The 25,341-nt window shown below is 72.7% G+C and carries 27 protein-coding genes; 13 read left to right on the top strand and 14 right to left on the bottom strand.

What is annotated here, in order from left to right; translation table 11 throughout:
* Positions 1 to 614: 614 nt before the first annotated feature.
* Positions 615 to 1,292 (bottom strand): haloacid dehalogenase type II, encoded by a 678-nt coding sequence (locus tag ACH9D2_RS03700; protein WP_396361404.1) that lies wholly within the window; start codon positions 1,290 to 1,292, stop codon positions 615 to 617.
* Between the two features lie 258 nt (positions 1,293 to 1,550).
* On the opposite strand from ACH9D2_RS03700, the gene ACH9D2_RS03695 reads away from it, so the two are divergent.
* Positions 1,551 to 1,799 carry a hypothetical protein gene (locus tag ACH9D2_RS03695; RefSeq protein ID WP_396361403.1) on the top strand — a complete coding sequence of 83 codons (249 nt, stop codon included), beginning with the start codon at positions 1,551 to 1,553 and terminating at the stop codon, positions 1,797 to 1,799.
* Between the two features lie 164 nt (positions 1,800 to 1,963).
* Here the strand turns inward: ACH9D2_RS03695 and ACH9D2_RS03690 are convergent, their stop codons facing one another.
* Both ACH9D2_RS03690 and ACH9D2_RS03685 read right to left on the bottom strand, forming a co-directional pair.
* A complete protein-coding gene (locus tag ACH9D2_RS03690; RefSeq protein WP_396361421.1) occupies positions 1,964 to 3,118 on the bottom strand; it encodes an MFS transporter in 1,155 nt (384 codons plus the stop codon).
* A 123-nt stretch (positions 3,119 to 3,241) separates the two neighbouring features.
* Positions 3,242 to 4,045 carry an SDR family NAD(P)-dependent oxidoreductase gene (locus ACH9D2_RS03685; protein ID WP_396361402.1) on the bottom strand — a complete coding sequence of 268 codons (804 nt, stop codon included), beginning with the start codon at positions 4,043 to 4,045 and terminating at the stop codon, positions 3,242 to 3,244.
* A 398-nt stretch (positions 4,046 to 4,443) separates the two neighbouring features.
* Here ACH9D2_RS03685 and ACH9D2_RS03680 point away from each other — a divergent pair, with 398 nt between their 5' ends.
* Complete coding sequence (locus ACH9D2_RS03680; RefSeq protein WP_396361401.1) at positions 4,444 to 4,779, top strand: metalloregulator ArsR/SmtB family transcription factor; 336 nt, start codon at positions 4,444 to 4,446, stop codon at positions 4,777 to 4,779.
* A gap of 120 nt (positions 4,780 to 4,899) precedes the next feature.
* Here the strand turns inward: ACH9D2_RS03680 and ACH9D2_RS03675 are convergent, their stop codons facing one another.
* Positions 4,900 to 5,295 carry a VOC family protein gene (locus ACH9D2_RS03675; RefSeq protein WP_396361400.1) on the bottom strand — a complete coding sequence of 132 codons (396 nt, stop codon included), beginning with the start codon at positions 5,293 to 5,295 and terminating at the stop codon, positions 4,900 to 4,902.
* A gap of 524 nt (positions 5,296 to 5,819) precedes the next feature.
* On the opposite strand from ACH9D2_RS03675, the gene ACH9D2_RS03670 reads away from it, so the two are divergent.
* Positions 5,820 to 6,920, top strand: a complete 1,101-nt coding sequence (locus tag ACH9D2_RS03670; protein WP_396361399.1) for an oxidoreductase — start codon at positions 5,820 to 5,822, stop codon at positions 6,918 to 6,920.
* Between the two features lie 90 nt (positions 6,921 to 7,010).
* On the opposite strand, the gene ACH9D2_RS03665 is transcribed toward ACH9D2_RS03670, so the two are convergent.
* From ACH9D2_RS03665 to ACH9D2_RS03650, 4 genes are all read right to left on the bottom strand, one after another.
* Complete coding sequence (locus tag ACH9D2_RS03665) at positions 7,011 to 7,874, bottom strand: fused MFS/spermidine synthase (protein WP_396361398.1); 864 nt, start codon at positions 7,872 to 7,874, stop codon at positions 7,011 to 7,013.
* Positions 7,871 to 8,392 (bottom strand): GNAT family N-acetyltransferase, encoded by a 522-nt coding sequence (locus ACH9D2_RS03660; protein ID WP_396361397.1) that lies wholly within the window; start codon positions 8,390 to 8,392, stop codon positions 7,871 to 7,873. The genes ACH9D2_RS03665 and ACH9D2_RS03660 overlap by 4 nt, the downstream gene beginning before the upstream one ends.
* 17 nt (positions 8,393 to 8,409) lie before the next feature.
* The gene (locus ACH9D2_RS03655) at positions 8,410 to 8,727 is read right to left on the bottom strand and encodes a thiamine-binding protein (protein WP_298584774.1); all 318 of its coding nucleotides are present in this window, start codon (positions 8,725 to 8,727) and stop codon (positions 8,410 to 8,412) included.
* 139 nt (positions 8,728 to 8,866) lie between these two features.
* A complete protein-coding gene (locus tag ACH9D2_RS03650; RefSeq protein WP_396361396.1) occupies positions 8,867 to 9,436 on the bottom strand; it encodes a rhodanese-like domain-containing protein in 570 nt (189 codons plus the stop codon).
* Positions 9,437 to 9,523: 87 nt separating this feature from the next.
* Here ACH9D2_RS03650 and ACH9D2_RS03645 point away from each other — a divergent pair, with 87 nt between their 5' ends.
* The 5 genes from ACH9D2_RS03645 to ACH9D2_RS03625 all read left to right on the top strand — a co-directional run bounded on the left by ACH9D2_RS03645 (position 9,524) and on the right by ACH9D2_RS03625 (position 14,631).
* Entirely contained in the window at positions 9,524 to 9,817 is a 294-nt protein-coding gene (locus ACH9D2_RS03645; protein ID WP_396361395.1) for a metal-sensitive transcriptional regulator, read from the top strand.
* A 136-nt stretch (positions 9,818 to 9,953) separates the two neighbouring features.
* Positions 9,954 to 12,047, top strand: a complete 2,094-nt coding sequence (gene pta / locus ACH9D2_RS03640; protein WP_396361394.1) for a phosphate acetyltransferase — start codon at positions 9,954 to 9,956, stop codon at positions 12,045 to 12,047.
* Positions 12,048 to 12,104: 57 nt separating this feature from the next.
* Positions 12,105 to 13,262 carry an acetate/propionate family kinase gene (locus ACH9D2_RS03635; RefSeq protein WP_396361393.1) on the top strand — a complete coding sequence of 386 codons (1,158 nt, stop codon included), beginning with the start codon at positions 12,105 to 12,107 and terminating at the stop codon, positions 13,260 to 13,262.
* A gap of 146 nt (positions 13,263 to 13,408) precedes the next feature.
* Complete coding sequence (locus ACH9D2_RS03630; protein ID WP_396361392.1) at positions 13,409 to 13,891, top strand: hypothetical protein; 483 nt, start codon at positions 13,409 to 13,411, stop codon at positions 13,889 to 13,891.
* A 182-nt stretch (positions 13,892 to 14,073) separates the two neighbouring features.
* Positions 14,074 to 14,631, top strand: a complete 558-nt coding sequence (locus tag ACH9D2_RS03625; protein ID WP_396361391.1) for an NADPH-dependent FMN reductase — start codon at positions 14,074 to 14,076, stop codon at positions 14,629 to 14,631.
* A 16-nt stretch (positions 14,632 to 14,647) separates the two neighbouring features.
* Here ACH9D2_RS03625 and ACH9D2_RS03620 read toward each other — a convergent pair whose 3' ends face one another.
* The 3 genes from ACH9D2_RS03620 to ACH9D2_RS03610 are packed head-to-tail and all read right to left on the bottom strand — an operon-like array spanning position 14,648 to position 16,949.
* Positions 14,648 to 15,094, bottom strand: coding sequence for a MarR family winged helix-turn-helix transcriptional regulator (locus tag ACH9D2_RS03620; protein WP_396361390.1), 447 nt, complete (start codon positions 15,092 to 15,094; stop codon positions 14,648 to 14,650).
* Positions 15,091 to 15,789 (bottom strand): CE1759 family FMN reductase, encoded by a 699-nt coding sequence (locus tag ACH9D2_RS03615; RefSeq protein ID WP_396361389.1) that lies wholly within the window; start codon positions 15,787 to 15,789, stop codon positions 15,091 to 15,093. Before ACH9D2_RS03615 ends, ACH9D2_RS03620 begins: the two co-directional genes overlap by 4 nt.
* Positions 15,786 to 16,949: a CE1758 family FMN-dependent luciferase-like monooxygenase gene (locus ACH9D2_RS03610; protein ID WP_396361388.1), complete on the bottom strand. Its 1,164-nt coding sequence runs from the start codon at positions 16,947 to 16,949 to the stop codon at positions 15,786 to 15,788. The genes ACH9D2_RS03615 and ACH9D2_RS03610 overlap by 4 nt, the downstream gene beginning before the upstream one ends.
* Positions 16,950 to 17,431: 482 nt before the next feature.
* Between ACH9D2_RS03610 and ACH9D2_RS03605 the strand changes: the two genes are divergently transcribed.
* Positions 17,432 to 17,962, top strand: coding sequence for a VOC family protein (locus ACH9D2_RS03605; protein WP_396361387.1), 531 nt, complete (start codon positions 17,432 to 17,434; stop codon positions 17,960 to 17,962).
* Positions 17,963 to 17,967: 5 nt separating this feature from the next.
* Complete coding sequence (locus ACH9D2_RS03600; protein ID WP_396361420.1) at positions 17,968 to 18,645, top strand: alpha/beta hydrolase; 678 nt, start codon at positions 17,968 to 17,970, stop codon at positions 18,643 to 18,645.
* A 113-nt stretch (positions 18,646 to 18,758) separates the two neighbouring features.
* Here the strand turns inward: ACH9D2_RS03600 and ACH9D2_RS03595 are convergent, their stop codons facing one another.
* Both ACH9D2_RS03595 and ACH9D2_RS03590 read right to left on the bottom strand, forming a co-directional pair.
* The gene (locus ACH9D2_RS03595; protein WP_396361386.1) at positions 18,759 to 19,301 is read right to left on the bottom strand and encodes a ferritin; all 543 of its coding nucleotides are present in this window, start codon (positions 19,299 to 19,301) and stop codon (positions 18,759 to 18,761) included.
* A 314-nt stretch (positions 19,302 to 19,615) separates the two neighbouring features.
* Positions 19,616 to 20,176: a hypothetical protein gene (locus ACH9D2_RS03590; protein WP_396361385.1), complete on the bottom strand. Its 561-nt coding sequence runs from the start codon at positions 20,174 to 20,176 to the stop codon at positions 19,616 to 19,618.
* A gap of 311 nt (positions 20,177 to 20,487) precedes the next feature.
* Between ACH9D2_RS03590 and ACH9D2_RS03585 the strand changes: the two genes are divergently transcribed.
* The 3 genes from ACH9D2_RS03585 (at position 20,488) to ACH9D2_RS03575 (ending at position 22,359) form a co-directional block, all read left to right on the top strand.
* On the top strand, positions 20,488 to 20,952 hold the full coding sequence (locus ACH9D2_RS03585; RefSeq protein ID WP_396361384.1) for an OsmC family protein: 465 nt from the start codon (positions 20,488 to 20,490) through the stop codon (positions 20,950 to 20,952).
* 187 nt (positions 20,953 to 21,139) lie between these two features.
* A complete protein-coding gene (gene ppk2 / locus ACH9D2_RS03580; protein ID WP_396361383.1) occupies positions 21,140 to 22,075 on the top strand; it encodes a polyphosphate kinase 2 in 936 nt (311 codons plus the stop codon).
* Positions 22,076 to 22,101: 26 nt separating this feature from the next.
* Positions 22,102 to 22,359 (top strand): hypothetical protein, encoded by a 258-nt coding sequence (locus ACH9D2_RS03575; RefSeq protein WP_396361382.1) that lies wholly within the window; start codon positions 22,102 to 22,104, stop codon positions 22,357 to 22,359.
* Here ACH9D2_RS03575 and ppc read toward each other — a convergent pair.
* Positions 22,322 to 25,129: a phosphoenolpyruvate carboxylase gene (ppc, locus tag ACH9D2_RS03570; RefSeq protein ID WP_396361381.1), complete on the bottom strand. Its 2,808-nt coding sequence runs from the start codon at positions 25,127 to 25,129 to the stop codon at positions 22,322 to 22,324. The two genes, ACH9D2_RS03575 and ppc, sit on opposite strands and share 38 nt — an antisense overlap.
* Positions 25,130 to 25,341: the final 212 nt, after the last annotated feature.

The following is a 25,341-nucleotide window of genomic DNA, read 5'->3' as shown; positions in this document are numbered from 1 at the left end:
TGTGCCCCTGGTCGGCCGGTGACCAGCCGTGGACCAGGTCATGGTGTGCAGGTCCGGAGGGAGCGCCTGATACTGCAACCGGCTTCGTCATCGCCCGGAACGGGGCGCCACAGCCATGCGGCACCCCACGCCCCCCGGGATTTCCCTCTCACGGTAGACCTTGCCCTGTCGGACAAGGTCAACGGTGACCGGCGACTACGCCTGGGGGCCGAGCCTGCGGCGGCCTGCCCGGATCTGGAGGTGCCCGCCACGCGCGGAGTCCGCCACCACGTCCGTGCAGTCGCGCTCCACCGCCCGCCACGGGCGGGCACCGATGTCGGCCCCGCCCAGGCGGCACGCCAGGCGGGCCAGCGGAGAATACCGACCACGCACCGGTGGTGTCCTGCATGTCCACGACTCCCAGCACGGCCACCGGCGTGCACAGCTCGAGCATGTGCCGCCACCCGCTCTCCCAGTCGGGCATGATCGACAGCGCATAGGTGGCCGGCGCCCCGTCCGAACAATCGCGTCCGCCGGCGGCGGGAAGCACTTCACCCCGGAGGACCACCCCCGGGAGGTCGCCGAGGCCGTCAACGCCCTGCTGGGCTGAGTGCCGTCCTCGCGCCTGTCCCGGTTCAACCGTGCGGGCGCTCGAGCTGGTCGGCCAGCGCCGGCAGATCGCCGGCCTCCAGGTCCGGGCGCGAGAAATATCCCGGGTACTCGGCTCCCGTCCGGTTGATCCAGGCCGTGCGCAGTCCCGCCCGGTGCGCGCCGTGGATGTCCCACGGGTGCACGGCCACCAGGAGCATCCGGCCGGGCTCGCGACCGCACCGCTGCACGGCGTGGTCGTAGGCGGACCGGGCCGGTTTCCACGCCGGAGCGTCCTCGACGCTGAGCAGCTCGGAGAAGTGCTGGCGGAGCCCGGCGCTCGCCAGCAGCGTCTCGGCGACCTGGGCGGCCCCGTTGCTGAGGGTGACCAGCTCAGCGACCCGGCTCAGGGCTTCGACCCCTGGCACCACGTCGGGATGCACGTCCAGACTCTTCACGGTGCCCATGATCCGCTCGGCGGAGTCGCCCGGTGCGGAGGCCTCGTGCTCGCTCAGGAGCCGGGTGAGGCTGTCCTGGGCGATCTCGGCGAAGGCGGTGTTGCCACCGGCGGCCGTCATCGCGAATCCGTCACGGAGGATGCCGGCGAACCACGTGCGGGCCAGGTGCCCCGGAACTCCTTCCGCTGCGAAGGCCTCGCTCAGCGGCCCCATGTCCGAGAGGGTCTCGTTGACGTCGAACACGATCAGGTCCGGACTGGTCACCATGGTTCTGCCTCGTTTCCCCTCGGTACGGCCGGCGATCCGGGGCGGATCGGCGTGCCGTCGAGCCTACGCGGCGCCGGGACTCGACGGCAGTGGCTCCCGCCGTCGGCCCGGGGACCAGGGGCTGGAGCGGTCGGCGACGATCCTCTCCGAAGTGGGCGTTCCCGGCCTCGGCCGCTCCGTCACGACGACCAGGACCACCACTCCGGGCACGGTGGTCATCACGATCACGACCACGCGACAGGCGCCGAGGCCTTCTCGGTGACCGACCCCACGTTCTACCGCTCCCCGGCCGAGGCCATCGCAGCCCCGAGGCCGGAGACGGGGACGACCAGCTCTACCCCCACGGCACCGGGGGCCTGGAGGGCCGAGATCGACGCCGACACCGGAGGCCTGTCCCTCGACGAGGACTTGTTCCTCTCCCGAGAGGACTTCCGCGGCCTGCGCGTGCACCAGATCCGGCTGCAGGGCGGGGACGCGTCCTCCGACTCCTGCTGCCACCGCACCTGACCCTCTGCCCGCACGGGCACGGCCAGGCCTGTTGGCCGGTGATGGGCCCTGTGCCCCCGCACGAACTCGGGGCGGTCGGCGGAGTACGGCCCTGTCATCCGTCGGGTGACTCTCTCACCCGGTGGCCCGTGCCCGCTGCTCCGTGGGCCTGCCCTGCTCCGGTCCTACGTGCTCCGGGGCGGGCGGCGTCTTCCGCCGGCCAGCACGGCGACGAGGGTCAGCGCGGCCGCGCCGGCCACGCCCAGCAGAGCGTTCGGGTTCCCGACGGAGGGCGCCGCCAGCGCCACGAGGTACGGCACGATCAGGCCCGCGTAGGCGAGGCAGTAGAACAGTGCGACCACGGCGCCGAGCTCGTCCGGCTCCGCCACGGCCTGGGCCTCCCCCAGCCCGACGACCAGGCAGAGCCCGTATCCGGCCCCGAGCAGCAGCGCCGCCGCGGCAGCGCTCAGCAGGCCTGGCCGAGCAGTCGCGCCCGCGGCGACGAGGCAGCCGACGGTCACGACGGCCAGACCCACGCCCGCGGCACCGACGCCTCCGTTCCTGCCCAGAACGGTGTGCAACCGCCTGCCCCAGGGCTGGACAGCGGCTCCCGCAGCCAGGGCGGCAGCAGCCAGCAATCCCGGGAACGCGAACTCCAGGGCCGCGTCCGGCGGAAGCGCATGAGCAGGCAGGGTCGTGAACACCAGCGTGACGCTGCCGAACACCCACGGTCCCAGCGGGACGACGACGCGGCGGAACCGGCCGCCGGTGGTCGAGGCCGGGAACAGGGGTGCTCGGCGGGCCGATGCAGCGCGGGCGGGCCGTGTCTCCGGCGCGCCCGGGAGCAGCACGAGGGCGACCGCCGCGAGGACGAGGTGCACCAGGTACGGCAGCAGCTCAGGAGCCGGGGCCCACTGAGCGAGGGCACCGGCCACGAGCGGGCCGCCCCCGAAGCCCGCGGTGAGTGCCAGGGCCGCCCGACGGGCACCGGCCCCCGGAGCGGCCGTCGCGGAGAGCTCCTTGACCCAGGCCGTGCCGATGCTGAAGACGGCCCCGGACACGACGCCTGTCAGGAAGCGGCCGGCGTACAGTCCGGGCACGCCCCACTGGCCGGTGATCAGCACCGCAGTGGCGACCAGCGACAGCGCGGCGAAGACGACCATGAGCGTCCTGCGTCCGTGCGCGTCGCTGGCGCGCCCGCCGGCCACCAGGCCCGGGATCAAGCCCAGCGCGTACACCCCGAAGACCGCGGTGGCCTCGGCGTCGGACAGGCCCAGCGTGGACCGGTAGACCACCAGCAGTGGAACGAACTGGTTCGCCCCGTAGCCGACCGTTAACATGGCCAACGCCGGCCACCGCCAGGATCCGTCCCGGACCGCGGCCGGCTCAGCCCTGGCCACGGAGAGCTCCGCGCCCCGGGCCGGACGGGTGCCGCCGACGTTCCGGCGGCACCGGCCAGGAGCTCACAGGCTGGAGTGGCCGGCCACGACCTTCTCCAGCTCGTCCTTGCCCTGGGCGAGCATCCGGTCCAGTGCGGCCGGGTCCCGCCGGTTCAGCTCTAGCGTCTCGCCCATGGACGCCCCGCGCACCACGCTCAGCTCGCCCGCGACCACACCGGCAACGGTGGCCCGGGCGACGTCCTCCGGGCTCTCGTAGTCGAAGCCGTGCTGGGCCTCGGCCTCGGAGCTGTCCATCATCGGGGTGTCGGTGGCCCCGGGGAAGACGTTGAGCACGTGCACGCCCTCCCCGTAGAGCTCCCGGCGCAGGGCTTCCCCGAAGTGGGCGATCCCCGCCTTGGCCGCACCGTAGGTCGCGTAGAACGCCATCCCCAGCAGACCGAACCCCGAGGAGACGTTGACCACCAGCCCCTGACCGGAGGCCCGCAGAGCCGGCAGCGCCGCACGGGTGAGCAGGATCGGGGCCGTGAGGTTCAGCGCGATCTGCGCCAGCACCTCGGACTCCTCGATCGCCTCGAGCCGGCCGGCGCGGACGTTGCCGGCGTTGTTGATCAGCACGTCGATCCCGCCCAGCTGCTCCTGGGCCGCGGCCACGACCTGGGCGGGGGCACCATCGGCGGTCAGATCAGCAGGGATCACCACTGCCTCACCGCCCTTCTCGCGCACCAGGGCGGCGACCTCCTCCAGGGGCTCGGACCTCCGACCCACCAGTGCGAGTCGCGGCGAGTGCTGGGCCAGCTCGAGGGCCAGGGCGCGGCCGATGCCACTGCCGGCACCGGTGAGCAGGATCGAGCGGTTGTTCAGGTCCATCAGGACTACCTCCAGAGAAATGTGGGAAAGGAGAACGGGGAACGAGCGGGGACGATCGGCCCTGGTTCTTGAGGGACTGCACCAGCCCGACGGACTCTTCGGGCAACAGGAGCCCGGGGGGCCCCGAAGGAGCACCCGGAGGGGCCGGTTCGGGCCCAGCTCCAGGTCGGCACCGTGGTTGCACAGCACGGTCCCGGCGAACCACGGGCGGCCACCGGACACCGCCCGCCGGCGTCCAGACCCGCCGAGGCCCGCTGCGCGCAGTGGGTGGCCACGAGATCGGCGGGAACACCTTCCCCGACCGGCAAACAAGTACGTGAAACAACGTACAACGACAAACGTCTTAGTACAACAGTTGTCGTACGATAGAGGGAGGAACGACCAGGAGAGGAGAGGGCATGGCACCCGATCACGCAGCTCGGCAGGTGGAGCACCCCGCGCCCGAGGAACTCGAGCTCACCGACGTGCTCCACGCGCTGGCCGACCCCCTGCGGCTGGACATCGTGAGAGCACTGGCGCGCTCGGACCACGAGCTGTCCTGCAGCGCCCTCGCACTGCCGGTGACCAAGTCGACCAGCACCCACCACTTCCGGGTCCTGCGCGAAGCCGGCATCGTGCAGCAACGCTACGAGGGCACTGCGCGGATGAACAGCCTGCGGCGCGAGGAGCTGGACGCGGTCTTCCCCGGACTGCTCGACGCCGTCCTGAGGGCCGCCACCCGCCGGGAGCGGTAGCCCGATCCGGATCCGTCACGCCACGGGGCACCCGGCCTCGTCGATCACGACGTGGATCCTCACCGACAGCCTGCCGCGGACGCGTGCAAAACGTGATCAGCCGGATCGATGCGCAGACCCCTACGGTGCGCCCGGACGCCCGGGGAGGTCCGTGGCGTCCTCCGGGTCGGCCAGCACGCAGAACTCGTTGCCCTCCGGGTCGGCCAGTACCACCCGGTCCACCTCAGGACCCTGGCCCACTTCCACGCGGCGGGCGCCGAGGGACAGCAGGCGCGCCACCTCGCCGGCCTGGTCGGTGTCCGTGGCGCGCAGATCCAGGTGCACCCGGTTCTTGTTCGCCTTGGGCTCCGGGACGGACAGGAAGTCGAGAAAGGGCCGTCCGCCGCCGGGCGGAGCGATCCTGATGCCCTCCTCGTACTCCTCATGGACCGCATAGCCCAGGGCAGCACACCAGAAGCGGGCCAGGGCCGCAGGGTCGCGGCAGTCGACGACGACGAAGTGCAGCGAGCTGGTCATGACGTGCTCCTGTGTCGGGCGGCCGGCGCAGAGCCACCAGGACCGACCCCAGGGCCCCGGTGACGGCAGAACGTCCACGAATCCATCGAGGCGCACCGCGGCCCCGACTCCCCGTGGAGGTGGATCACTGCTCACCGAGGCCGGCGTCCCGCTCCGTTCGGGGTCACCGTCGCCGGCCTGTCCCTGTGCAGGACAATGCTCGAGCAGATCAGCACTGCTCGCACAGTACCCTCACCGCAGTGCTCGGGGAGCAGTGGATGCTGCGGCCCCGGCCAGGGGACCCGCACGTCCTTGCAGACGTCGGAGTGCCGGCAGATGCGCCGGTCGACAAGAGGCTCGTGGCCCGGGGACTCCTTCCGGAGGACGGTGCCGGCGCGGAGGCCGGCCGGACCCCGTGGCACACCCTGGGCAGTCCCCGCGTCCCAGCCGGCACCGGGCACCTGATCAGCGGCTGCGGAATAGCAGCAGGTGAACAGCCGTTTGCCCAGGAGCGCGCCCCTGAAGACAACGTGAAGGAGATCCTCGTGCCGAAATACGACTCGCTCTGGTCGCCGCTGACGATCGGTCCCACCCCGCTGGAGAACCGTGTCGCCCTGGCTCCCATGACCCGCATCAGCGCCACCGAGGACGGACTGGTCACCGAGAAGATGGTGTCCTACTACGAGGCCTTCGCCCGCGGCGGCTTCGGGCTGCTGGTCACGGAGGGCATCTACCCCGACACCGCCCACAGCCAGGGCTACCTGCATCAGCCGGGCATCGCCACCGACGAGCAGGCCCGGTCCTGGGCCGCGGTGGTCGAGGCCGTGCACGGGGGCGGGGCGAAGATCTTCGCCCAGCTCATGCACGCGGGCTCCCAGTCCCAGGGCAGCCGGTTCGCGGAGGCCACGGTGGGGCCCTCCGCAGTGGCGCCCAAGGGCGAGCAGCTGGGCTTCTACCGCGGCGAGGGCCCGTACCGGGTGCCGGAGGAGATCACCGCGGAGCAGATGGAGGAGGTCCGCCGGAGCTTCGTGGCCGCCGCGCTGCGCGCCGAGGAGGCCGGCTTCGACGGCGTGGAGATCCACGGCGCCAACGGATACCTGCTGGACCAGTTCCTCACCGACTACCTCAACCGGCGCACCGATGAGTACGGAGGCTCACCCGAGAACCGGGTGCGGTTCGCCGCGGAGATCTGCCGCGCCGTGCGCGAGGCCGTGGGCCCGGACACGGCAGTGGGGATCCGGATCTCCCAGGCCAAGGTCAGCGACCACGACCACCGGTGGGCCGGCGGCGCCGAGGAGGCGGAGGTCATCTTCTCCACCCTGGCCGCCACCGGCATCGACTTCCTCCACACCACCGAGTACAAGGCCTACGCGCCTGCGTTCGGCGAGGACGGGGAGCCGCTGGCCGCTCTGGCGAAGAGGTACTCGGGTCTCCCGGTGATCGCCAACGGCCACCTCGACGACCCGGAGACCGCCGTGTCCCTGCTGGCCGACGGGGCAGCCGACGTCGTGGCACTGGGCAAGGCGGCGCTGGCCAACCGGAACTGGCCGCACCGGGTCCGCGACGGGCTCCCCCTCGCCGATCTCGACGCGAGCCTGTTCGCGCCCGTGGCCGACGTCAAGGACTGGGAGCTGGAGCTCTCCTAGGCGGCACGGGCAGCCGTCTGCGGCCCGCCGGCAGGCGCGCTTGCAGGAGCAGGTGCGCCGCGGGGACCTCTCGGGTGCGGCACCCGACGCTTAGTCGTCCCGGCGCGGTGGGGTGCCGCCGACGAACGAGCGCACCCACGCCTCGTCCTTGTACTGGGCGGGCACCGCGCCGCCGAGCAGCTCCCGGCCCAGCGCGGCCGCCCCGGACGAGCCCTCCAGCGGCAGCGGCACGGAGGAGGCGGCCAGCACGATGTTCCCGTAGCGGCGGCCCTTGAGCATCGCCGGGTCCGCCACGGCGGCGACGTGCTCGAAGACCCCGGACAGCGCGGCGAGCTCGGCACGGGCCCCGGCGAGGTCCCGGGTGTCGCCGCAGTTGAGCACGTACAGCCCGCCCGGGGCCAGGACGCGCTCGACGTGCCGGGCGAACTCGACCGTGGTGAGCGGCTCGGGGGTCACGGCGCCGGCGAAGACGTCGCGGACCACGACGTCCCGGGTCGCGGGGCTCAGCGACTCCGTGACCGCCCGGGCCTCCCCCACCCGGATCCGCAGCAGCGGGGCACGCGGGAGGTCGAACCACTCCCGCACCAGCTCGGCGAGCCGCCCGTCGAGCTCGACGACGACCTGCCGCGCCGCGGGGTGCGCGTGGGCGAGGTACCGGGCCAGGGAGCAGGCGCCGCCGCCGAGGTGCAGCACCCGCAGCCGCCCCGGGTCCAGGTGGACTCCGACGTGGGCGTCCACGACCGCGGCGATCCAGCGCATGTACTCGAAGTCCAGCCGCTCGGGGTGCTCCGGGTCCACGTGGGAGGAGGGGACGCCGTTGACGTGCAGCACCCAGGAGCCGGGGGCGTAGGCGTCGGGCACGAGCTCGGCGGTGCCGGTCGAGATCTCGTAGCTCCCGGCCGCGGGCCCGGCAGGCGCCGGCGCGGCGCCCTGACGGCGGGACGCCCGGCTCACGCCGCCGCCGTCCGCAGCATGCGGTGCATGTGCTGCCCGGCCCAGGGCCCGCCGGAGGGGTAGGACTCGGCCAGGGCCCGGAAGCCGTGCCTGACGTAGAAGCGCTCGGCGCGGGCGTTGCCGGCCATGATCCACAGGTACGCGTCGGCGGAGCCGATCGCGGTCTCCAGCAGCTCGGCTCCGAGGCCTGTGCCGTGGGCGGCCCGCAGCACGTAGAGCTGGAACAGCTGCCGGGGGACGAGCGGGGCGGGCACCCCGGCCCTCCCCTCCCACGCGGCGGGGGCCGGGCCGGCCGAGACCAGCCCGAGGGCGGTGCCGCCGTCGTCGACCGCGAGGAGGGTGCGCACGTCCGGGTCGGCGAGGAGGGCCCGGTCGTAGCCGGCCGTGCGCCCGGCCGCGGCCTGCTGGCGGTCGGCGAAGGCGTCGCCGAAGAGCGGGCGGTAGGTCTCGTCGAGGCAGCGCAGGTGCAGGGCGGACCAGGCCTCGGCGTCGTCCGCGCCCGCGGGCCGGACGTGCACGATCGGGGCGGGTCGGCTCAGGACTCGATCGCCTGCCGCTGGATCGCGGCCTCGAGCCGCTCGACCTTGCCCTGCAGCTCACCGGTGTGACCGGGGCGGATGTCGGCCTTGAGCACGAGGGAGACCCGGGGCCCGTAGTCGCCCACGGCCTCGGTGGCACGCTTGACGACGTCCATGACCTCGTCCCACTCGCCCTCGATCGTGGTGAACATGGCGTCGGTCTCGTGCGGCAGGCCGGACTCGCGGACCACGCGGACGGCGGCGGCGACGGCGTCGTGGACGGAACCGCTCGGGTTCTCGCCACCGGACGGGGAGACGGAGAAGGCAACCAGCATGCCTCCATCCTCCCACCCGGCGGCGTCCGGGTGAACCCCGGCGTCGACGACGGCCCCGCCGCCACGGGAAGCCGTGGTGGCGGGGCCTGACGCGGGCCGGGCTGATCAGGGAATCAGCCCGGCGGATGGGACCGGCGGATCACTTGGCGGCGAGCTGCTCCAGCACGGCGTCCTTGGAGGGATCCTGGGCACCCTGGTTCCAGGGCATCTTCGAGAGCACGTTGGCCATGGTGCAGGTGTTGGACAGCGCGGAGTACGCGAGCCCGCCGCCGACGCCCGCGGCGACGGCGCGCAGCTTCGGCGAGACCAGCTGCCCGCCCACGACGCTCGCCAGCACGAGCGAGCCGGCGACCATGCGGACCTGGCGGTCCATGGCCCAGGTCGAGGCACCGCGGACGACCGCGCCGCCGGCCTTCTCGAAGTCGTCGACGGTGCCGTCGACGACGTAGGTGTTCTCGGTGCCGGCCGAGGAGAGGATGTCCTGAGCACGGGAGGCACGGGCGCCGGAGCGGCAGATCAGGGCGACCTTGCCGCCGAGGGCCTCGGCGATGTCCTTCGCGTGGTCGGCCACGAGGTCGACGGGGACGTTGTAGGCGCCGTCGATGTGCTCGGCGGCGAACTCGGCGGCGGAGCGCACGTCGAGGACGGCGACCTCCTCTCCGGACTCGATCCAGGACTTCAGCTCGGCGGGGGCGACTTTCGAGGTCATGCGGCATTTCCTTTCGGGGTGTCGGTGGTGTGACTCCATGATGCACCATACCCCCCTGGGTATGCAAGATCCCCCAGGGGGTATAGAATGGCGGGAGCAGACCACTACACCCAGGAGCGCACCGTGCAACTCGACCCCCAGGACCTCACCCCCGCCATCAACCGCCTCAAGCGGGCCCAGGGCCAGCTCGGCGCCGTCATCCGCATGCTCGAGGAGAGCCGCGACTGCAAGGACGTGGTGACGCAGCTCTCCGCGGTCTCCCGCGCCCTCGACAAGGCCGGCTTCAGCATCATCGCCACGGGCCTGGACCAGTGCCTGCGCCAGGAGGACCCGAGCCTGGACAAGGCCGAGCTGGAGAAGATGTTCCTCTCCCTGGCCTGAGCGGTCCCCGCCGGGTGAACTGCCCCGGCCGGGTGTACGGCGCGTTCGCCGGCGCGATTCCCGCGCCCGGCCCTCCGCCGGGCGGGCCCCTAGACTGGGCGCGGACCCAGCCCGACCGTCGGAGGAGCCCACCACCATGACCCAAGGCATCTACGTCAGCGCCATGACGCCGCAGTCCGGCAAGTCGCTCGTGGCCCTCGGGCTGGCCGACTCGCTGTTCCGCAAGACGGACCGGCTGGGCTACTTCCGCCCCGTCCACCTCGGGGCGGCCCCGGCGGAGGACCCGATGGTGCAGCTGATGAAGCGCAACTTCGACCTCCCGGACGAGCGCTGCCGCGGCGGCATCACCCTGGCCCGCACCCGCGAGCTGCTCGCCGCCGGGGACCACGACGAGCTCGACGCGATGGCCGTGACCGTCTACGGCGAGATGGCCCGGCACTGCGACGTGGTCGTGGTGGACGGCACCGACCTGCTGGCGCACAACGCGGCCACCGCCGAGTTCGACATGAACGCCCGGATGGCCAACAACCTCGGCGCCTCCGTGCTGGCGGTGATCGGCGCCGACGAGTCCGAGAGCCCCGAGGACGTGCTCAACGCGATCGAGGTCACCCGTGCCGAGCTGAACCAGGCGCGGTGCGACATCTTCGCCGTCATCGTCAACCGCGCCCACCCCGACTGGGTGGAACAGATCGAGCGCAACGCCGCCCGCGGCGTGCGGGGCCTGCCCGTGTACGTCATCGCCGAGAACGAGGCGGTCGCCGCGCCCACCGTGGCCGAGCTGCGGGACCGGCACGGCTTCGGGGACGGCCCGTCCGCGGTCTCGCTCGACCGCGACGTCAAGGGCGTGAAGATCGCCGCGATGACCGTGGGCCACTACCTCGAGCAGCTCGCCGACGGCGACTTCGTCATCACGCCGGGAGACCGCTCCGACATCGTCGTCGCGTCCCTGGCCTCCGCCCTCTCCCCCGCCCTGCCCGTCCCCTCGGGGATGCTGCTGACGGGCGGCTTCGACACCGAGGGGCGGATCCGGGAGCTCACCGCCGCGGCGCCGTTCCCCGTGCTGACCACCGGGCTGGACACCTACCGGGCCGCCCGGGAGGTGTCCCGGACCCGGGGCACCCTCTCCGGGGCGCACCCGCGCAAGGTCGCGGCCGCGCTCGGCGAGTGGGCGCGGCGGGTGGACGGCGAGGAGCTCGTGAGCCGGCTCGACCTGGCGCGCCCCGCCAAGCGCACGCCCCTGCGCTTCCTGCACGAACTCGTCGAGACCGCCCGGTCCGACCGGAAGAACATCGTGCTGCCGGAGGGCGAGGACCCCCGCATCCTGCGGGCCGCCGAGATGATCCACCGCCGCAACTTCTGCGACCTCACGGTCCTCGGCGACCCCGGCCGGATCGCGCAGCTGTGCCAGACGGAGGGCATCAACCTCGACTTCAGCGAGGACGGGCTGACCCTCGTGGACTTCGAGCACGACGAGGCGCTGCGCGAGAAGTACGCCGGTGAGTACGTGCGGCTGCGCGCCCACAAGGGCCTGCAGAAGGAGACCGCCCTGGAGCGGATGCTCGACGGCTCCTACTTCGGCACCATGATGGTGCAGATGTGGGACGTGGACGGCATGGTCTCCGGCGCCGCGCACACCACCGCCAACACGATCCGCCCCGCCCTGGAGTTCGTGAAGACCTCCGAGGGAGTGAAGATCGTCTCCTCCGTGTTCTTCATGCTCCTCGAGGACCGTGTGCTGGTCTACGGCGACTGCGCCGTGAACCCCAATCCGGACGCGCAGCAGCTCGCGGACATCGCGCTCGCCTCCGCCCGCACCGCCCGCCAGTTCGGGGTGGAGCCCAAGGTGGCGATGCTGTCCTACTCGACCGGCGGGTCCGGCTCCGGCCAGGACGTGGACAAGGTCCGCGCGGCCACCGAGATCGTGCACGGCGCGGACCCGGAGCTCGAGGTGGAGGGCCCCATCCAGTACGACGCCGCGGTGGACGCCTCGATCGCGGCGTCCAAGCTGCCCGGCTCCACCGTGGCCGGCCGGGCGACCGTGTTCGTCTTCCCGGACCTCAACACCGGCAACAACACCTACAAGGCCGTCCAGCAGTCGGCCGGTGCCGTGGCCGTGGGCCCGGTGCTGCAGGGGCTGCGCAAGCCCGTCAACGACCTCTCGCGAGGGTGCACCGTGGACGACATCGTCAACACGGTCGCGATCACCGCGATCCAGGCGCAGGGCATGTGATCTGACCGCCGGCCCCACCCCCACAGCACCCGTCCCCACCGCCCCAGGGAGTCCTCCATGCTCGTGCTCGTCGTCAACTGCGGCTCGTCCTCGCTCAAGTACCAGGTCCGGGAGCTCGAGGCCGGCGAGGACGGCGGCACGGTGCTGGCCTCCGGGCTGATCGAGAACATCGGCAGCTCGCAGATCGAGGACCACACGCAGGCGCTCGAGCTGCTCGCGGAGCGCCTCGAGGCCGAGCTGGAGGGGCGGACGATCGACGCCGCGGGCCACCGCGTGGTCCACGGCGGCGAGCGGTTCTCCGCGCCGGTGCTCGCGACCGACGAGATCGTCCGCGACATCGAACGGCTGGAGCCGCTGGCGCCCCTGCACAACCCCGCCGCCGTCCTCGGCCTGCGGGCCGTGCAGAAGACGTGGCCGCACCTGCCGCAGATCTGCGTGTTCGACACCGCGTTCCACCGCACCATGCCCGAGCAAGTGTGGCGCTACGCCGTCCCGGAGGAGTTCTACGAGCGCTGGGGCATCCGCCGCTACGGGTTCCACGGCACCTCCCACGACTGGGTGACGGGTCAGGCGGCGCAGTTCCTCGGCGTCCCCCGCGAGCGGTTCAGCTGCGTGGTGGCGCACCTCGGCAACGGCGCGTCGGTGACGGCGGTCAAGGACGGCGCCTCCTACGACACGTCGATGGGCTACACCCCCCTGGCGGGGCTCGTGATGGGCACCCGCACCGGGGACCTGGACCCCTCCGTGGTCACCGCCGTCCTGCGCCGGGACCCGGGGATGACCCCCGAGCGGCTCGACGCCGTGCTCAACAAGGAGTCCGGGTTGCGGGCGATCGCCGGCGACCACGACATGCGCGCCGTGCAGGAGGCCGCCGACCGCGGCGACGAGCGCGCCGAGCTGGCACTGGAGATGGCCGCCCACCGTCTGGCGAAGTACGTGGGCGGCTACCACGTGGCCGTGGACGGAGCGCAGGCGCTGGTCTTCACGGCCGGCATCGGGGAGAACGCCTCGGCCTTCCGCGCCCGCGTCTGCGGCCGGCTGGGCGCCCTCGGCGTCGTGCTCGACGACGACGCCAACGCCGCCCGCTCGCGGGAGGTCCGCCGGATCTCCGCGCCGGGCTCGGCGCTCGAGGTGCTCGTGGTGCCCACCGACGAGGAGCAGGCGATCGCGGCGGCGACCGCGGCCCTCGTCGCGGAGGGGCGGCCCGGCGCCTGAGCGGGTCCGGGCGTCACGGTCCGCCGCACCGAGGAGAACCGAGCCACCGGGTGTTCGCGAAAGCGATTCCCGCGGATAGATTCGGTGCTGGGTCCCGCCCGGGACCCCTTCTCCGAGTCAGCCCGCCGTGTCAGGAGGCACCGACGATGTCCCAGCAGCCCCACGCACCCCGGGCCCACGCTCCCCGCGCGGCAGCTCGCCCGCCCCGGCCACCGGCGACCGCGGACCTGCGGCTGCTGCTTCGGCTCACCGTGGCGTCCTTCGTGCTCGCGCTCCTCGGCAGCGCCGTGGGGTTCCTGACGGCACCTGAGCAGACCACGGGCCCGGCCGCGGGGACGGCGTTCGGGACGGTCGTCCTCGTCGGCTCGCTCGCACTGGGGGCCGGGGTCGTCACGGGGCTCTACGCCCTGGTGTACTTCCCGCTGCGCGAGCAGCGGGAGTGGGGGTGGATCCTCGGCATCGTCTTCGCGTCCATGGCGATCCTGAGCACCCTGGCCAACGCGGTGCTGCTGCTCGTGGTCCCCGCCGGCGCGTCGGCCGGCCTCGTGACGGGCGCGCTCAAGGCCGTCGTGGACGTGGCCTGGCTCGTGGTGGCCGTCCGCCCCGGCGTGCGCACGGCACTGCGTTAGCTTCCCCGGCGGTGGCGATCGCCGTCCCGTGGCCCGCGGATCACGCTCCCGTCCCGTCCTTGACGGAGCACCGCCCGGAGTGTCTGCTGAGAACAGGGCCGCCGGCCCTGCCGGTGCTGACCGATGAGCAGCACCGGCCGGCCCGACCGGGCCCCGCCCCTCCCGCCGACCGAAGGAGCGCCATGACCAGGATCGCCGTCATCGCCGGAAGCACCCGCCCCCACCGCCTGGCCCGCACCGTCGCCGACTGGGTGCACCAGCACACCAGGGACCGCACGGACGCGCAGTTCGACCTCGTCGACATCACCGACCAGAACCTGCCCCTGCTCGACGAGCCGATGCCCCCGGCCACGGGCCAGTACTCGAAGGAGCACACCCAGGCCTGGGCGGAGAAGATCGCCTCCTACGACGGGTACGTCTTCGTCACCCCCGAGTACAACCACTCCGTCCCCGCGGCGCTGAAGAACGCCGTCGATTACCTGTACGCGGAGTGGAACAACAAGTCCATCGGCTTCGTCAGCTACGGCAGCGCCGGCGGCACCCGATCGGTGGAGGCCTGGCGGCTCATCGCGGCCGAGCTGCAGATGGCCGACGTCCGGGCGCAGGTCTTCCTGCCCTTCGGCTCCGATTTCGACGAGGACTTCGCCTTCGCCCCCACCGAGGGTGCCACCCGTGATCTGCAGACCGTCTTCGACCAGGTGGTCGCCTGGGCCGAGGCCCTGAAACCCCTGCGCGGCTGACGAGCCCAGCTCCCGGTCACGCCAGGTTGTGCGCCAGGCGCTCCATGACGGCGGCCAGCCGCTCGGCGTCGTCGCCCTCCAGGGCGCTGAGGAACAGCTCCTCGACGTCGCGGGCGTGGGCGGGGCGCAGGCGGCGGAAGGCGCGCAGCCCCTCGTCGGTGAGCTCGGCCTCGAGGCCGCGCGCGTCCTCGGCGCAGCGGCGGCGCCGCACCCAGCCGCGCTTCTCGAGCACGCCGATCTGGTAGCTGAGCCGGCTCGGGGAGAAGACCATCCGCTGGGCCAGCTCCCCCATCCGCAGCCGGTGGTCGTCCGCGTCGCGCAGCAGCAGGAGCACCTGGTAGTCCATGAGCGAGCAGCCGTGCTCCTTGAGCCGGACCTCGATCTCGGTGGTCAGCCGGGCGGTGGTCTCGAAGAACAGCTGCCACACGTCCCACGGGCGGGCGGTGACCCCCGGGCCGGTCACTGGCCGGCCCGGGCGAGCAGGTCCGCGAAGTCCGGGACCCCGGCGAACCCGGCGCCCCGCTCCTGGCGCACGGCACCGGCCGGGACCGCCTCCGCCGCCCGCCCTCTCCGGCCCGCCCCCGGGGCGAGCAGGCGCGCCAGCTGCGTCCCCGCCCGCCGGATGCGCGACTCGAGCGAGACCCCGGCCCAGTCCTCGGTGGCTGCGTAGACCCCCAGGGGCAGCACGAAGGCCTTGAGGTGGGCGAACAGCGGGCGCATGGCGGAGTCGAGCATCAGGGAGTGCCGCGCGGTGCCCCCGGTCGCGGCCACCAGCACGGGCAGGTCCTCCAGCGCGGCCTCGTCGAGGAGGTCGAAGAAGGACTTGAACAGTCCGGAGTAGGACGCCTTGAACGTCGGGGTCGCCGCGATCAGGGCGTCCGCCCCCGTGACCGCCTCCAGCGCGCTCCGCAGCTCCGGGCTGGGGAATCCGGTGAGCAGGTGGTCGACGATCGCGTGGGCCAGCGGGCGCAGGTCCACGCGCTCGATCCGCACCGGTGCCCCGCCCAGGGCGTCGCGGGCCGCCTCGGCGAGCCGGTCGGCCAGCAACGAGGTGGAGGACGCGTCGGACATGCCCGCCGAGACCACCACCAGGGTGAGCGGGTGCACTCCACCGGGGTCCGGCGTCGTCGTGGTCGTGGGGATGCTCCGGACGCTCATCGGTGGGCCTTCTCAGCGGTCTGCGCGGCACGGGCCCGACCGGCGGGCGAGTCCTCGGCGCCGCCGGGCACCGGGTCCTGGCCCGCACGGTGGCGGGTCACCAGCGAGGCGTGGGTCGGGGCCTCGGGCACGTGGGCCGGCTTGAGCGCGGCGAACTCCTTGCGCAGCACCGGTACGACCTCCTCCCCCAGCAGGTCGAGCTGCTCCAGGACGGTCTTCAGCGGCAGGCCGGCGTGGTCCATCAGGAACAGCTGGCGCTGGTAGTCGCCCGCGTAGTCGCGGAAGGCGAGGGTCTTCTCGATGACCTGCTGCGGGGAGCCCACGGTCAGCGGGGTCTGGGTGGTGAAGTCCTCCAGCGAGGGCCCGTGGCCGTAGACCGGGGCCTGGTCGAAGTAGGGGCGGAACTCCCGCACGGCGTCCTGGGAGTTGCGGCGCATGAACACCTGGCCGCCCAGGCCCACGATCGCCTGGTCGTAGGAGCCGTGGCCGTAGTGCTCGTAGCGCTGCCGGTAGAACTCCACCATCCGCCGGGTGTGCTCGGCGGGCCAGAAGATGTTGTTGTGGAAGAACCCGTCGCCGTAGTAGGCGGCCTGCTCCGGGATCTCGGGGGACCGGATGGACCCGTGCCACACGAAGGGGGCCACGTCGTCGAGCGGGCGCGGGGTCGAAGTGAAGCCCTGCAGGGCGCTGCGGAACCGGCCCTGCCAGTTGACCACGTCCTCCCGCCACAGCCGGTGGAGCAGGCTGTAGTGCTCGATCGCCAGAGGGATGCCCTGGCGGATGTCCTGGCCGAACCACGGATAGACCGGGCCGGTGTTGCCGCGGCCCATGGTGAGGTCCACGCGCCCGCCGGAGAGGTGCTGGAGATAGGCGTAGTCCTCGGCGATGCGCACCGGGTCGGTGGTGGTGATCAGCGTGGTGGCGGTGGACAGGACCAGCTTCTCCGTGACGCCGGCCAGGTAGGACAGCAGCGTGGGCGGGTTGCCCGGGGCCACGAACGGCGGGTTGTGGTGCTGGCCCGTGGCGAAGACGTCCAGGCCCACCTCCTCCGCCTTCTTCGCGATCGCGACGGTCGCCTGGATCCGCTCGTGCTCGGTGGGGGTGCGTCCCGTGGTGGGGTCCTCGGTGACGTCCCCGATGGTGAAGATGCCGAACTGCATGTCGTCCTCCTGCTCCGCGGCGGCGTCCGGCCGGACGGCCCGCCCAGTTTCTTCAAATTTGAACTACTACCTGCAAGTGACCCTCGTGCGGGATTATTCCCGCACGGGCGCACCCGGGGCGGACGCACGCCGTCCCTGTCCTCCCACCCCGACGCGGACCCGCACTGCCGCAGGGCCGGGCCCGCCGGCGAGGGGAAGGACCACACCCGCGCTGATTCCGAAATTTACTTGACGCTTCAAGTTTCCTGTCGTACCGTTTTACTTGTTACTTCAAGCACTTTCGTTCGATCCAGGAGCACTCTCAGGGCACGCATCATCGGCGCCGGCAGCCTGGGCGAGGCCCTCTCCACCGCCGTCGCCTGAACGGAGCCCGCTTCCGCGGGTCGACAGCAGAGACAGAGAACACGACGACGTCGTGCCGGAGCGGCACCCCGTCGACCCGCCCAGACCCCTGCCCGGCACGACACACCTGGAGGACTCCGATGCCCATCGATCCGGTGCGACTCAACCACGCGGTGCTCTTCGTCACCGATCTGGACCGCGCCCTGCGGTTCTACACCGAGGTGTTCGGCATGACCGTCGTCACCCGGGAGCCGCGTGCCGACGCGGCATTCCTGCGCCTGCCCCGCGGGGGCAACCACCACGACCTGGGACTCTTCGGACTCGGCCCGGACGCCCCGCCCAGGCGGCGCGGGAGCGTCGGGCTGTACCACCTGGCCTGGCAGGTGGACACCATCGAGGAGCTGTCGGCCGCCCGGCAGGATCTGGTGGCCGCCGGGGCCTGCACCGGGGAGTCCAGCCACGGCGCGACCAAGAGTCTCTACGGTGTCGACCCGGACGGCAACGAGTTCGAGATCATGTGGATGCTGCCCCGTGCCGACTGGGGCCGCTACGAGCACGAGGCCCCGGTCGAGGCCTTGGACTTGCAGGCCGAGCTGGGCCGCTGGTCCGGAGTCCGCACCGCCGGCGCCCTGGCTCAGGAGAACCCCCGGACCCCGGCGGAGGAAGCGTGAACACCATGACGTTCCCCACCCCCGTGGTGGCCACCGCCGGCTCCAGCGACCCGAGCGCCCCGCTCGTGGTGCTGCTGCACGGGCGGGGTTCCCACGAACGCGAGATCCTGTCCCTGGCCTCCCAGCTGCCCACCGGCCCGGCCTACGCCGCGGTGCGCGCCCCCATCGCCGAGGGCGGAGGCTATGCCTGGTTCGCCAACCGCGGCATCGGCCGGCCCGTGGCCGAGTCCCTGGTGGCCACCACGGCCTGGTTCCGCGCCTGGCTCGACGAGACCGCCCCGGCCGGACGCCCCGTGGTGCTGGTGGGCTTCAGCGGCGGCGCCGCCTTCGCCGGAGCACTGCTGCTGACCGACCCGTCCCGTTTCGCCGGCGCGGCGATCCTCTACGGCACCCTGCCCTTCGACGCCGGGATTCCCACCGATCCGGCCCGGTTGACCGGCACCCCGGTGTTCGTGGCCCAGGGCGAGGGCGACACCGTCATCCCCCGCGACCTGCTCGACCGCACCTGGGAGTACCTGCTCGGGCCCTCCGGGGCCCCGGCCCACGCCCGCCGGGACCCCGGCGGGCACGGCATCACCGCGACCACCCTCGACGAGCTGGGTGGCTGGATCCGGGAGCGGCTGGCGTTGCTGGACCGCCGCGGCCCCCAGTCATCGCCCGCCCGCCGGCCGGGGGGCGGCTGAGCCCGGCACGGTGCTGGTGCCCGGCCCCCGCGACGAGGCGGGTCCGGCCACCGTGGCCGGCATCGCGGAGACCGCCCACGCCTTCGCCACGGGCCCCTGCCCGACCGGCCGGGTCAGACGGTGCCGCCGGCGGCCTCCGGAGTCCCGGACCTCCGGCCTCCGCCATGCCCACCGTCACCGACGCGCTCGCGGGCCAGGTAGTTCTCGATGTCGAAGAGGTTGTCGGCACGGCGCGCGATGTTCACCAGCGTCGTCATCGAGGCGACCTCTTCCACCTGCTCGTGGAGGAACCAGAGCATGAACTGCTCCCCCAGCGGGTCGCCCTCGGCCCGGGCGGCGGCGAACAGCGCCTTGATCTGCTCGGTGACCTCCTGCTCCTGGGCCAGGGCCAGGGCCAGGGGCTCGATGACATCGGCGAAGTCGTTGCGCACCTCCCCGACCCCGGGGATGGTCAGGGGGAGGTCCCGGTCCAGGATGTACTGGACGATCATCATGGCGTGGTTGCGCTCTTCCAGGGACTGCCGGTAGAAGTGCCGGGCCAGCTGGGGAAGGTCCTGGCTGTCGAACCAGACCGCCACGGCGATGTACTGGTGGGAGGCGGCGAACTCGTTGCCGACCTGCCGGGTGAGCAGCTCGTTGAAGGTCTCGGAGGCCATCGGATTCTCCTGGGGTTTCGGCGTCCCGGGCGGAGATCGACGCTGCGTGCCGGCCCCCGCAGTCGTAGCCGACCGGGATCGGGTCTGGGCACTTGCTGACCGGCAGCACCGGAGGACCACGCAGTCACACCCGGTGTGGAGACCGAGTCTAGTCCTCGGGCACCGTGTTCGAGCAGGACGATCGTCGTCGCCCCGTGACCTGCGACCGCTCCATGTCGACCGGCCACCGCGGCTCCCGCCACCGCGGGCAGGGGCTGCGGGACGGTGCCGCGCCCGCTCCCGCCGGATCGAAGCCGTGCCGCACGCGGCGAGGATCACCACTCCGCCGTGGGTCCGTCCTCGTCCAGGCCGAGTTCCACGACCAGGATCGGCAGCCTCAGGCGTTCGGCCGTGAAGGACACCACCCGGGCGTGCGGGATGCCCTTCTCCCGGACGAAGCGGCAGGCGACCAGCCCGTGGTCCCGGTTCTGGCCGATCATCAGCAGCCAGTGCCGGCCCGCCGCATCCAGCGCGTGCGCCTGCCGGTCCAGGTCCCTCCCCGCCGGATCCCGCTCGGTGCTGCGCTGGACGAAACGAGCCGCATAGGCCCTCATGTCCGCCGGGGTGTGCAGCAGTCCGGCGGCGACCCGCCGGACGTCCTGGGCCTTCAGCTCGGGGGCGATCTGCTCCTCGCGGATCCCGCCGGCACGGTCCCCGGACTCCTCGTCGGAGACTCCGGGACCGGTGTGGACGATGCGCTCGATGCGACGCAGTCGCGCGTCGTCCTTGTGCAGTTCCTGGTAGTCGCTGATCAGCGCCTGGAGCTCGGCATCCAACCGGGTCTGCTCGGGCTCCTGGGGATCGTTGCCGTCGCGCGCCGGTCGTGACGGGGACAAGCCGGCCTCCTGAACGCTGGACACTGAAGTCCCATCATCAACGGCGGAACCCCAGTGCCTATTCCGCCACGGATGTCCGGAACCGAGCCGGACGGACAGCGGAGGTGGAGCGGCCCCGCCCGGCGGACGCCTCGGCCGTGCCACGAGACGCAGCTCCGACCGGCGGACGCCGCCGGCGTCCGCCCGTCGTCGTCGGCACGGGCCGGCTGACCGCCCTGTCCCTCCGCTCGCTCGCCGGCGCAGCCGGCACGCAGCGAGACTTCCTCCCGGATCCGCCCGCCCGCGGGGGGCGGGGTTGGCATCATGGGCTCATGAGCGAAATCAAGGACCCCACGCCGCGTTCCGTCGAGCTGACCCGCACCGCCACCGGCCACTACACCGCCCGCAACCCGGCAGGGGCGGAGGTCACCTTCGGCCGCGGCGAGGACCTCATGTCCCCCGTGGATCTCCTGCTGGCCGCCATCGCCGGGTGCTCGGCCATCGACGTGGACACCGCGACCTCCCGCAGCGCGGAGCCCTCGACGTTCCGGGTCGAGGCCACAGGGCAGAAGATCGTCGAGGAGAACGGCGCGAACCGCCTGGAGGACCTGCACCTCTCCTTCCACCTCTCGTTCCCCGACGACGCGGCCGGCCGCAAGGCCGCCGGAATGGTCGAACGCCTCGTCACCCTCTCCCACGACAAGTACTGCACGGTCTCGCGGACGGTGGAGCACGGAACCGCCGTCGGCCACGACGTCAGCGTCGGCGTCGATGACGCCGCGGACGACGGCCGGTAGGCACTCGCGCGGGCGGTCCCGGGCAGGAGCGCCCGCTGCGCGCTCCCCCGGGCCCGCCTCCGGAGCGCGCAACGGCCGGGCGGCCGTCCCGCTGTTCACCGGCTGGTCATGCGGCCGCCGTCCGAGCAGGTCAGGACGGCCCCGCCTACACTGCGCTGAAGAGACCCTGACCGGAGAGGAACGGCTGATGCCCGACGGAAAACGGCAGTGGATGCCCGCCGACCAGTGGGCGGTGCGGGAGAACCTGCGGGAGTTCATCGACCACCTCACGCAGATGGGCTACACCGTGCCCCACGGGCACGAGGAGGACCCCGAGCTCGTCGATCCCGGTGGCTCGGCCGTGGAGACCTGGCGGGAGGACCACCCCTACGACGAGCTGATGACCCGGGAGGAGTACGAGCTCGAGAAGTACAAGCTGCAGATCGAGCTGCTGAAGTTCCAGTACTGGGGCCAGGATCACGACCTCCAGCACGTCATCGTGTTCGAGGGCCGGGACGCCGCCGGCAAGGGCGGGACCATCAAGCGCTTCACCGAGTACCTCAACCCGCGCGCGGCCCGGGTCGTGGCCCTGACCAAGCCCTCGGACCGCGAGGCCGGGCAGTGGTACTTCCAACGCTACGTCCGTCATCTGCCCACCACCGGGGAGATGGTGCTCTTCGACCGCTCCTGGTACAACCGCGCCGTCGTGGAACCCGTGATGGGCTTCTGCACCCCGCAGGACTACGCCAGGTTCATGGACCAGGCCCCGGTCTTCGAGAAGATGCTCGTGGACTCCGGCATCCACCTGACCAAGTTCTGGTTCTCCGTCACCCAGCAGGAGCAGCGCACCCGGTTCGCGATCCGCCAGATCGACCCCGTGCGGCGCTGGAAGCTCTCCCCGCAGGACCTGGCCTCCCTGGACCGGTGGGAGGACTACACGGACGCGAAGGAGGAGATGTTCCTGCGCACCGACACCGACCACGCCCCGTGGATCACGGTGAAGTCCAACGACAAGAAGCGCGCGAGGATCAACGCCCTGCGGTTCTTCCTGGACCAGTTCGACTACGAGGACAAGGACCCGGAGGTGGTCCACCCGGCCGACCCCCTGATCGTCCGTCGCGGCCGCAACGCCGTCGGCGACTGAACCCCGGACCGTGGAAGCCACGGCCGGTGCTCGTCGCCGGGATCGGCTCGAGCGTCCTGGGCGTGGTGTTCGCGGACACTCCGCTGCTGCTGCTCGACGAGGCCACCGCCAACCCGGGCTCCCTCGACGAGCAGGCCCTGCACACCGCCATCCGCTCCGCCGCTCCTGCCTGCCTCCGGCGAGAAACGGCGCCCCGGACGCGGGGGCGGGCCGCGCGGGCCGGCCCCCGCGGCCCGGCCGGGGCGATCAGCCGGTGTTGCGCAGACCGGCGGCCACGCCGTTGATGGTGATGAGCAGGGCCCGCTGCAGTCCTTCGTCGACCTCCTGGCCCCCGGCGTCCTGCTCCCGGATCCGGCGCAGCAGCTCGACCTGCAGGTAGGAGATGGGGTCGAGGTACTGGTCCCGCACCTCGAGGGTCTGCTTCAGGGTGGGGTTGCCGTCCAGCAGCTCCTGCTGCCCGGTGAGCCGGGCCAGCTCGTCGAGGGTGAGCTCGTACTCGCGGCGGATCGCCTCGAACACGTGCTGGAGCCGCTCGGGCACGAGCGCCCGGACGTAGTGGGCGGCGATCTCCAGGTCGGTCTTGGCCACGGTCATCTCCACGTTGGAGATCACGGAGCGGAAGAAGTGCCAGCGCTCCAGCATGGTCCGAAGGTCCTCCTCGAGCCCCGCCTCGCGGGCGGCGCGCAGGCCCGAGCCCACGCCGAACCAGCCCGGCACGATCTGGCGGGACTGCGTCCAGCCGAAGACCCACGGAATGGCCCGCAGCCCGGACAGGCCCTTGTCCGACGACGGGCGCTTGGCCGGGCGGGAGCCGATGTTCAGCGCGCCGAGCTGCTCCACCGGGGTGGCGGAGAGGAAGTACTCCGGCAGGTCGGGGTCCTCGACGAGGCCCTGGTAGGCGGCGAAGGCGGCGTCGCTGACCACGTCCATGACCTCGCCCCACCGGGTGAGCTCCTCCTCGGTGGAGCGCGGGTCCTGGTGCAGCGCGGTGGCGCGCAGCACGGCGGCCAGGGACAGCTCCAGGTTCTCGCGGGCCAGCGCGGGCAGGGAGAACTTGTCGCTGATCACCTCGCCCTGCTCGGTGAACTTGATCTCGCCGGCCAGGACGCCGCTGGGCTGGGCCAGGATGGCGTCGTGGGTGGGCCCGCCGCCGCGGCCCACGGACCCGCCGCGGCCGTGGAAGAGCCGCAGCCGCACCCCGTGCCGGGCGGCGACGTCGCGCAGCCGCCGCTCCGTCCGGTGGATCTCCCACCGGCTGGTCATCACCCCGGACTCCTTGTTGGAGTCGGAGTAGCCGAGCATGACCTCCTGGATGTCCCCGCGGGCGGCGACCACCCGCCGGTAGGCGGGGTCGGAGAGCAGCTCGTCGATGACCTCAGCGGAGCGGCGCAGCTCCTGGACGGTCTCCAGCAGCGGCGCGAAGCCGAGGGTGGCGCGGTCCTGCTCGCCCGTGAGGTCCACCAGCCCGGCCTCGCGGGCCAGGATCACGGGGGCGAGAATGTCGTCCGCGTCGCGGGTCATGGACACGATGTAGGTCTCGACGATCTCCTCGCCGTAGGTCTCCTGGGCCCGGGCGATCTCCCGGAAGACGGCGAAGGTCCGGTCCGCGTCACCGTCGAGGTGCACGGCACCCGTGGCGAGCCCTGGCGGGGCGAGGGGCCGGCGGCCGGCGAGCTCCCCGGAGAGCGCCGCGGCGCGCGCGGCGCGGTCCATGTCCGCGTAGGGCTGCTCGAGCTCCCCCAGCCGGTCCAGCAGCTGCCCCACGGCCTCGTGGTGGGCGTCGGCGTGCTCGCGGACGTCGAGGGTGGCCAGGCCCAGGCCGAAGCCCGCGATGGTCCGGGTCGCCGCGGCGAGGGCGCCGTCGGCGGCGAGCGCGCCCGCGTTGTGGCGCAGCGAGCGGGCCACCACGTCGAGGTCGGCCACGAGCTCGGCCGTGGTCCGGTAGTCCCTGCCCGGCTCGTGGACGGTCTCCTCCGCGAACCGGCGGCGGGTGTTGATCAGCTTGGCCTTGATGCAGGTGAGCTTGAGCCGGTAGGGCTCCTGCGCGTTGAGCTCCAGCACCCTCGGGTCCAGGCCGGGCAGGTGGGCCACGTCCTGCTCCACGGACTCCCGGAGCTCGGGGTCGACCTCGACGATGGCGGTGGAGGGGGACAGCCGGGAGACCAGCAGGTCCAGGAAGCTCAGGGCGATGTCGACGGCCGCCTGCCCCTGCAGCTGGAGGACCCTGCGGGTCATCTCCGGGGTCACGTTGGGGTTGCCGTCCCGGTCACCGCCGATCCAGGACCCGAAGCGCAGGGGCGGCGGGCCGGCCGGCAGGTGCACGTCGTGCTGTGACAGCTGGTCCTCGAGGTCCGCGAGCAGCACGGGCATGGTGTCGACGAGGACCTCCCGCAGGTAGTACAGGGCGTTGCGGGCCTCGTCGAGCGGGGTGGGGCGGTTCTGGCGCAGCTCGTCGGTCTGCCACAGGAGCTCGATCAGCTCGGCGAGACGCCGGTCCTGGCTGCGGCGCGCGGCGGAGCCCTCGGGGGTCTCGCGGGCCAGGATGTCGGAGAGGTGCCGGATCTTGGTCAGCACGGAGCGCCGGGAGGCCTCGGTGGGGTGCGCGGTGAACACGGGCCGGACGTCCAGGCTGCCCACCGCCTCCCGCAGGGCGTCGGTACCGGCCTCGGCGGCGACGTCGGTGACGGCCGCGGCGAGCCATCCCTCGTCCTCCGGACGGCGGCCGAGCACGCGCACGCGGTGCACCTGCTCGGCGGCGTTGGCCAGGTGGAAGTAGTGGGCGAAGGCCCGCACGAGGTCCGTCGCCCGGTCGAGGGGGAGGGAGCCGAGCAGGTCGCGGACCTGGGCCGCGGCGTCGTCGGCCCCGGAGGCCTTCGCGTCCTTGGTGAGACCGCGGACCTCCTCGACCAGCTCCAGCAGCTCCTCGCCGCGCTGGCGCGCCAGGGTCTCCCCCAGCAGGGTCGTGATGCGGCGGACGTCCGCACGCAGCGGTGCGTCGATCCCCCCGGCCGGACGGCGGTCGGGGGCGGCGGGGCGGTCGTGCTGAGTCGTCATGTCGCGGCTGCTCCTGGCTGGTCGGTCGTCACGGTTGCGCGCACGACCGACGAGCGGTCGCGCCGTCGGTGCCTACCGTGCCAGCCTACCCCGGGTGATCCACGTCGCACGGGACCGTTCTCGCCAGAGGCCCCGCTGGACGCCCTCGCAGAACGCCCCCGGGGAAACCCGTGCCGGGCGGACCCCGGGGGCGGTAGGTTCGGCGGTGAGCA

Origin of the sequence: Kocuria rhizosphaericola (assembly GCF_044462205.1) — a bacterium.
GTDB lineage: Bacteria > Actinomycetota > Actinomycetes > Actinomycetales > Micrococcaceae > Kocuria > Kocuria rhizosphaericola.
This window is presented reverse-complemented; position numbering and strand designations above follow the sequence as displayed.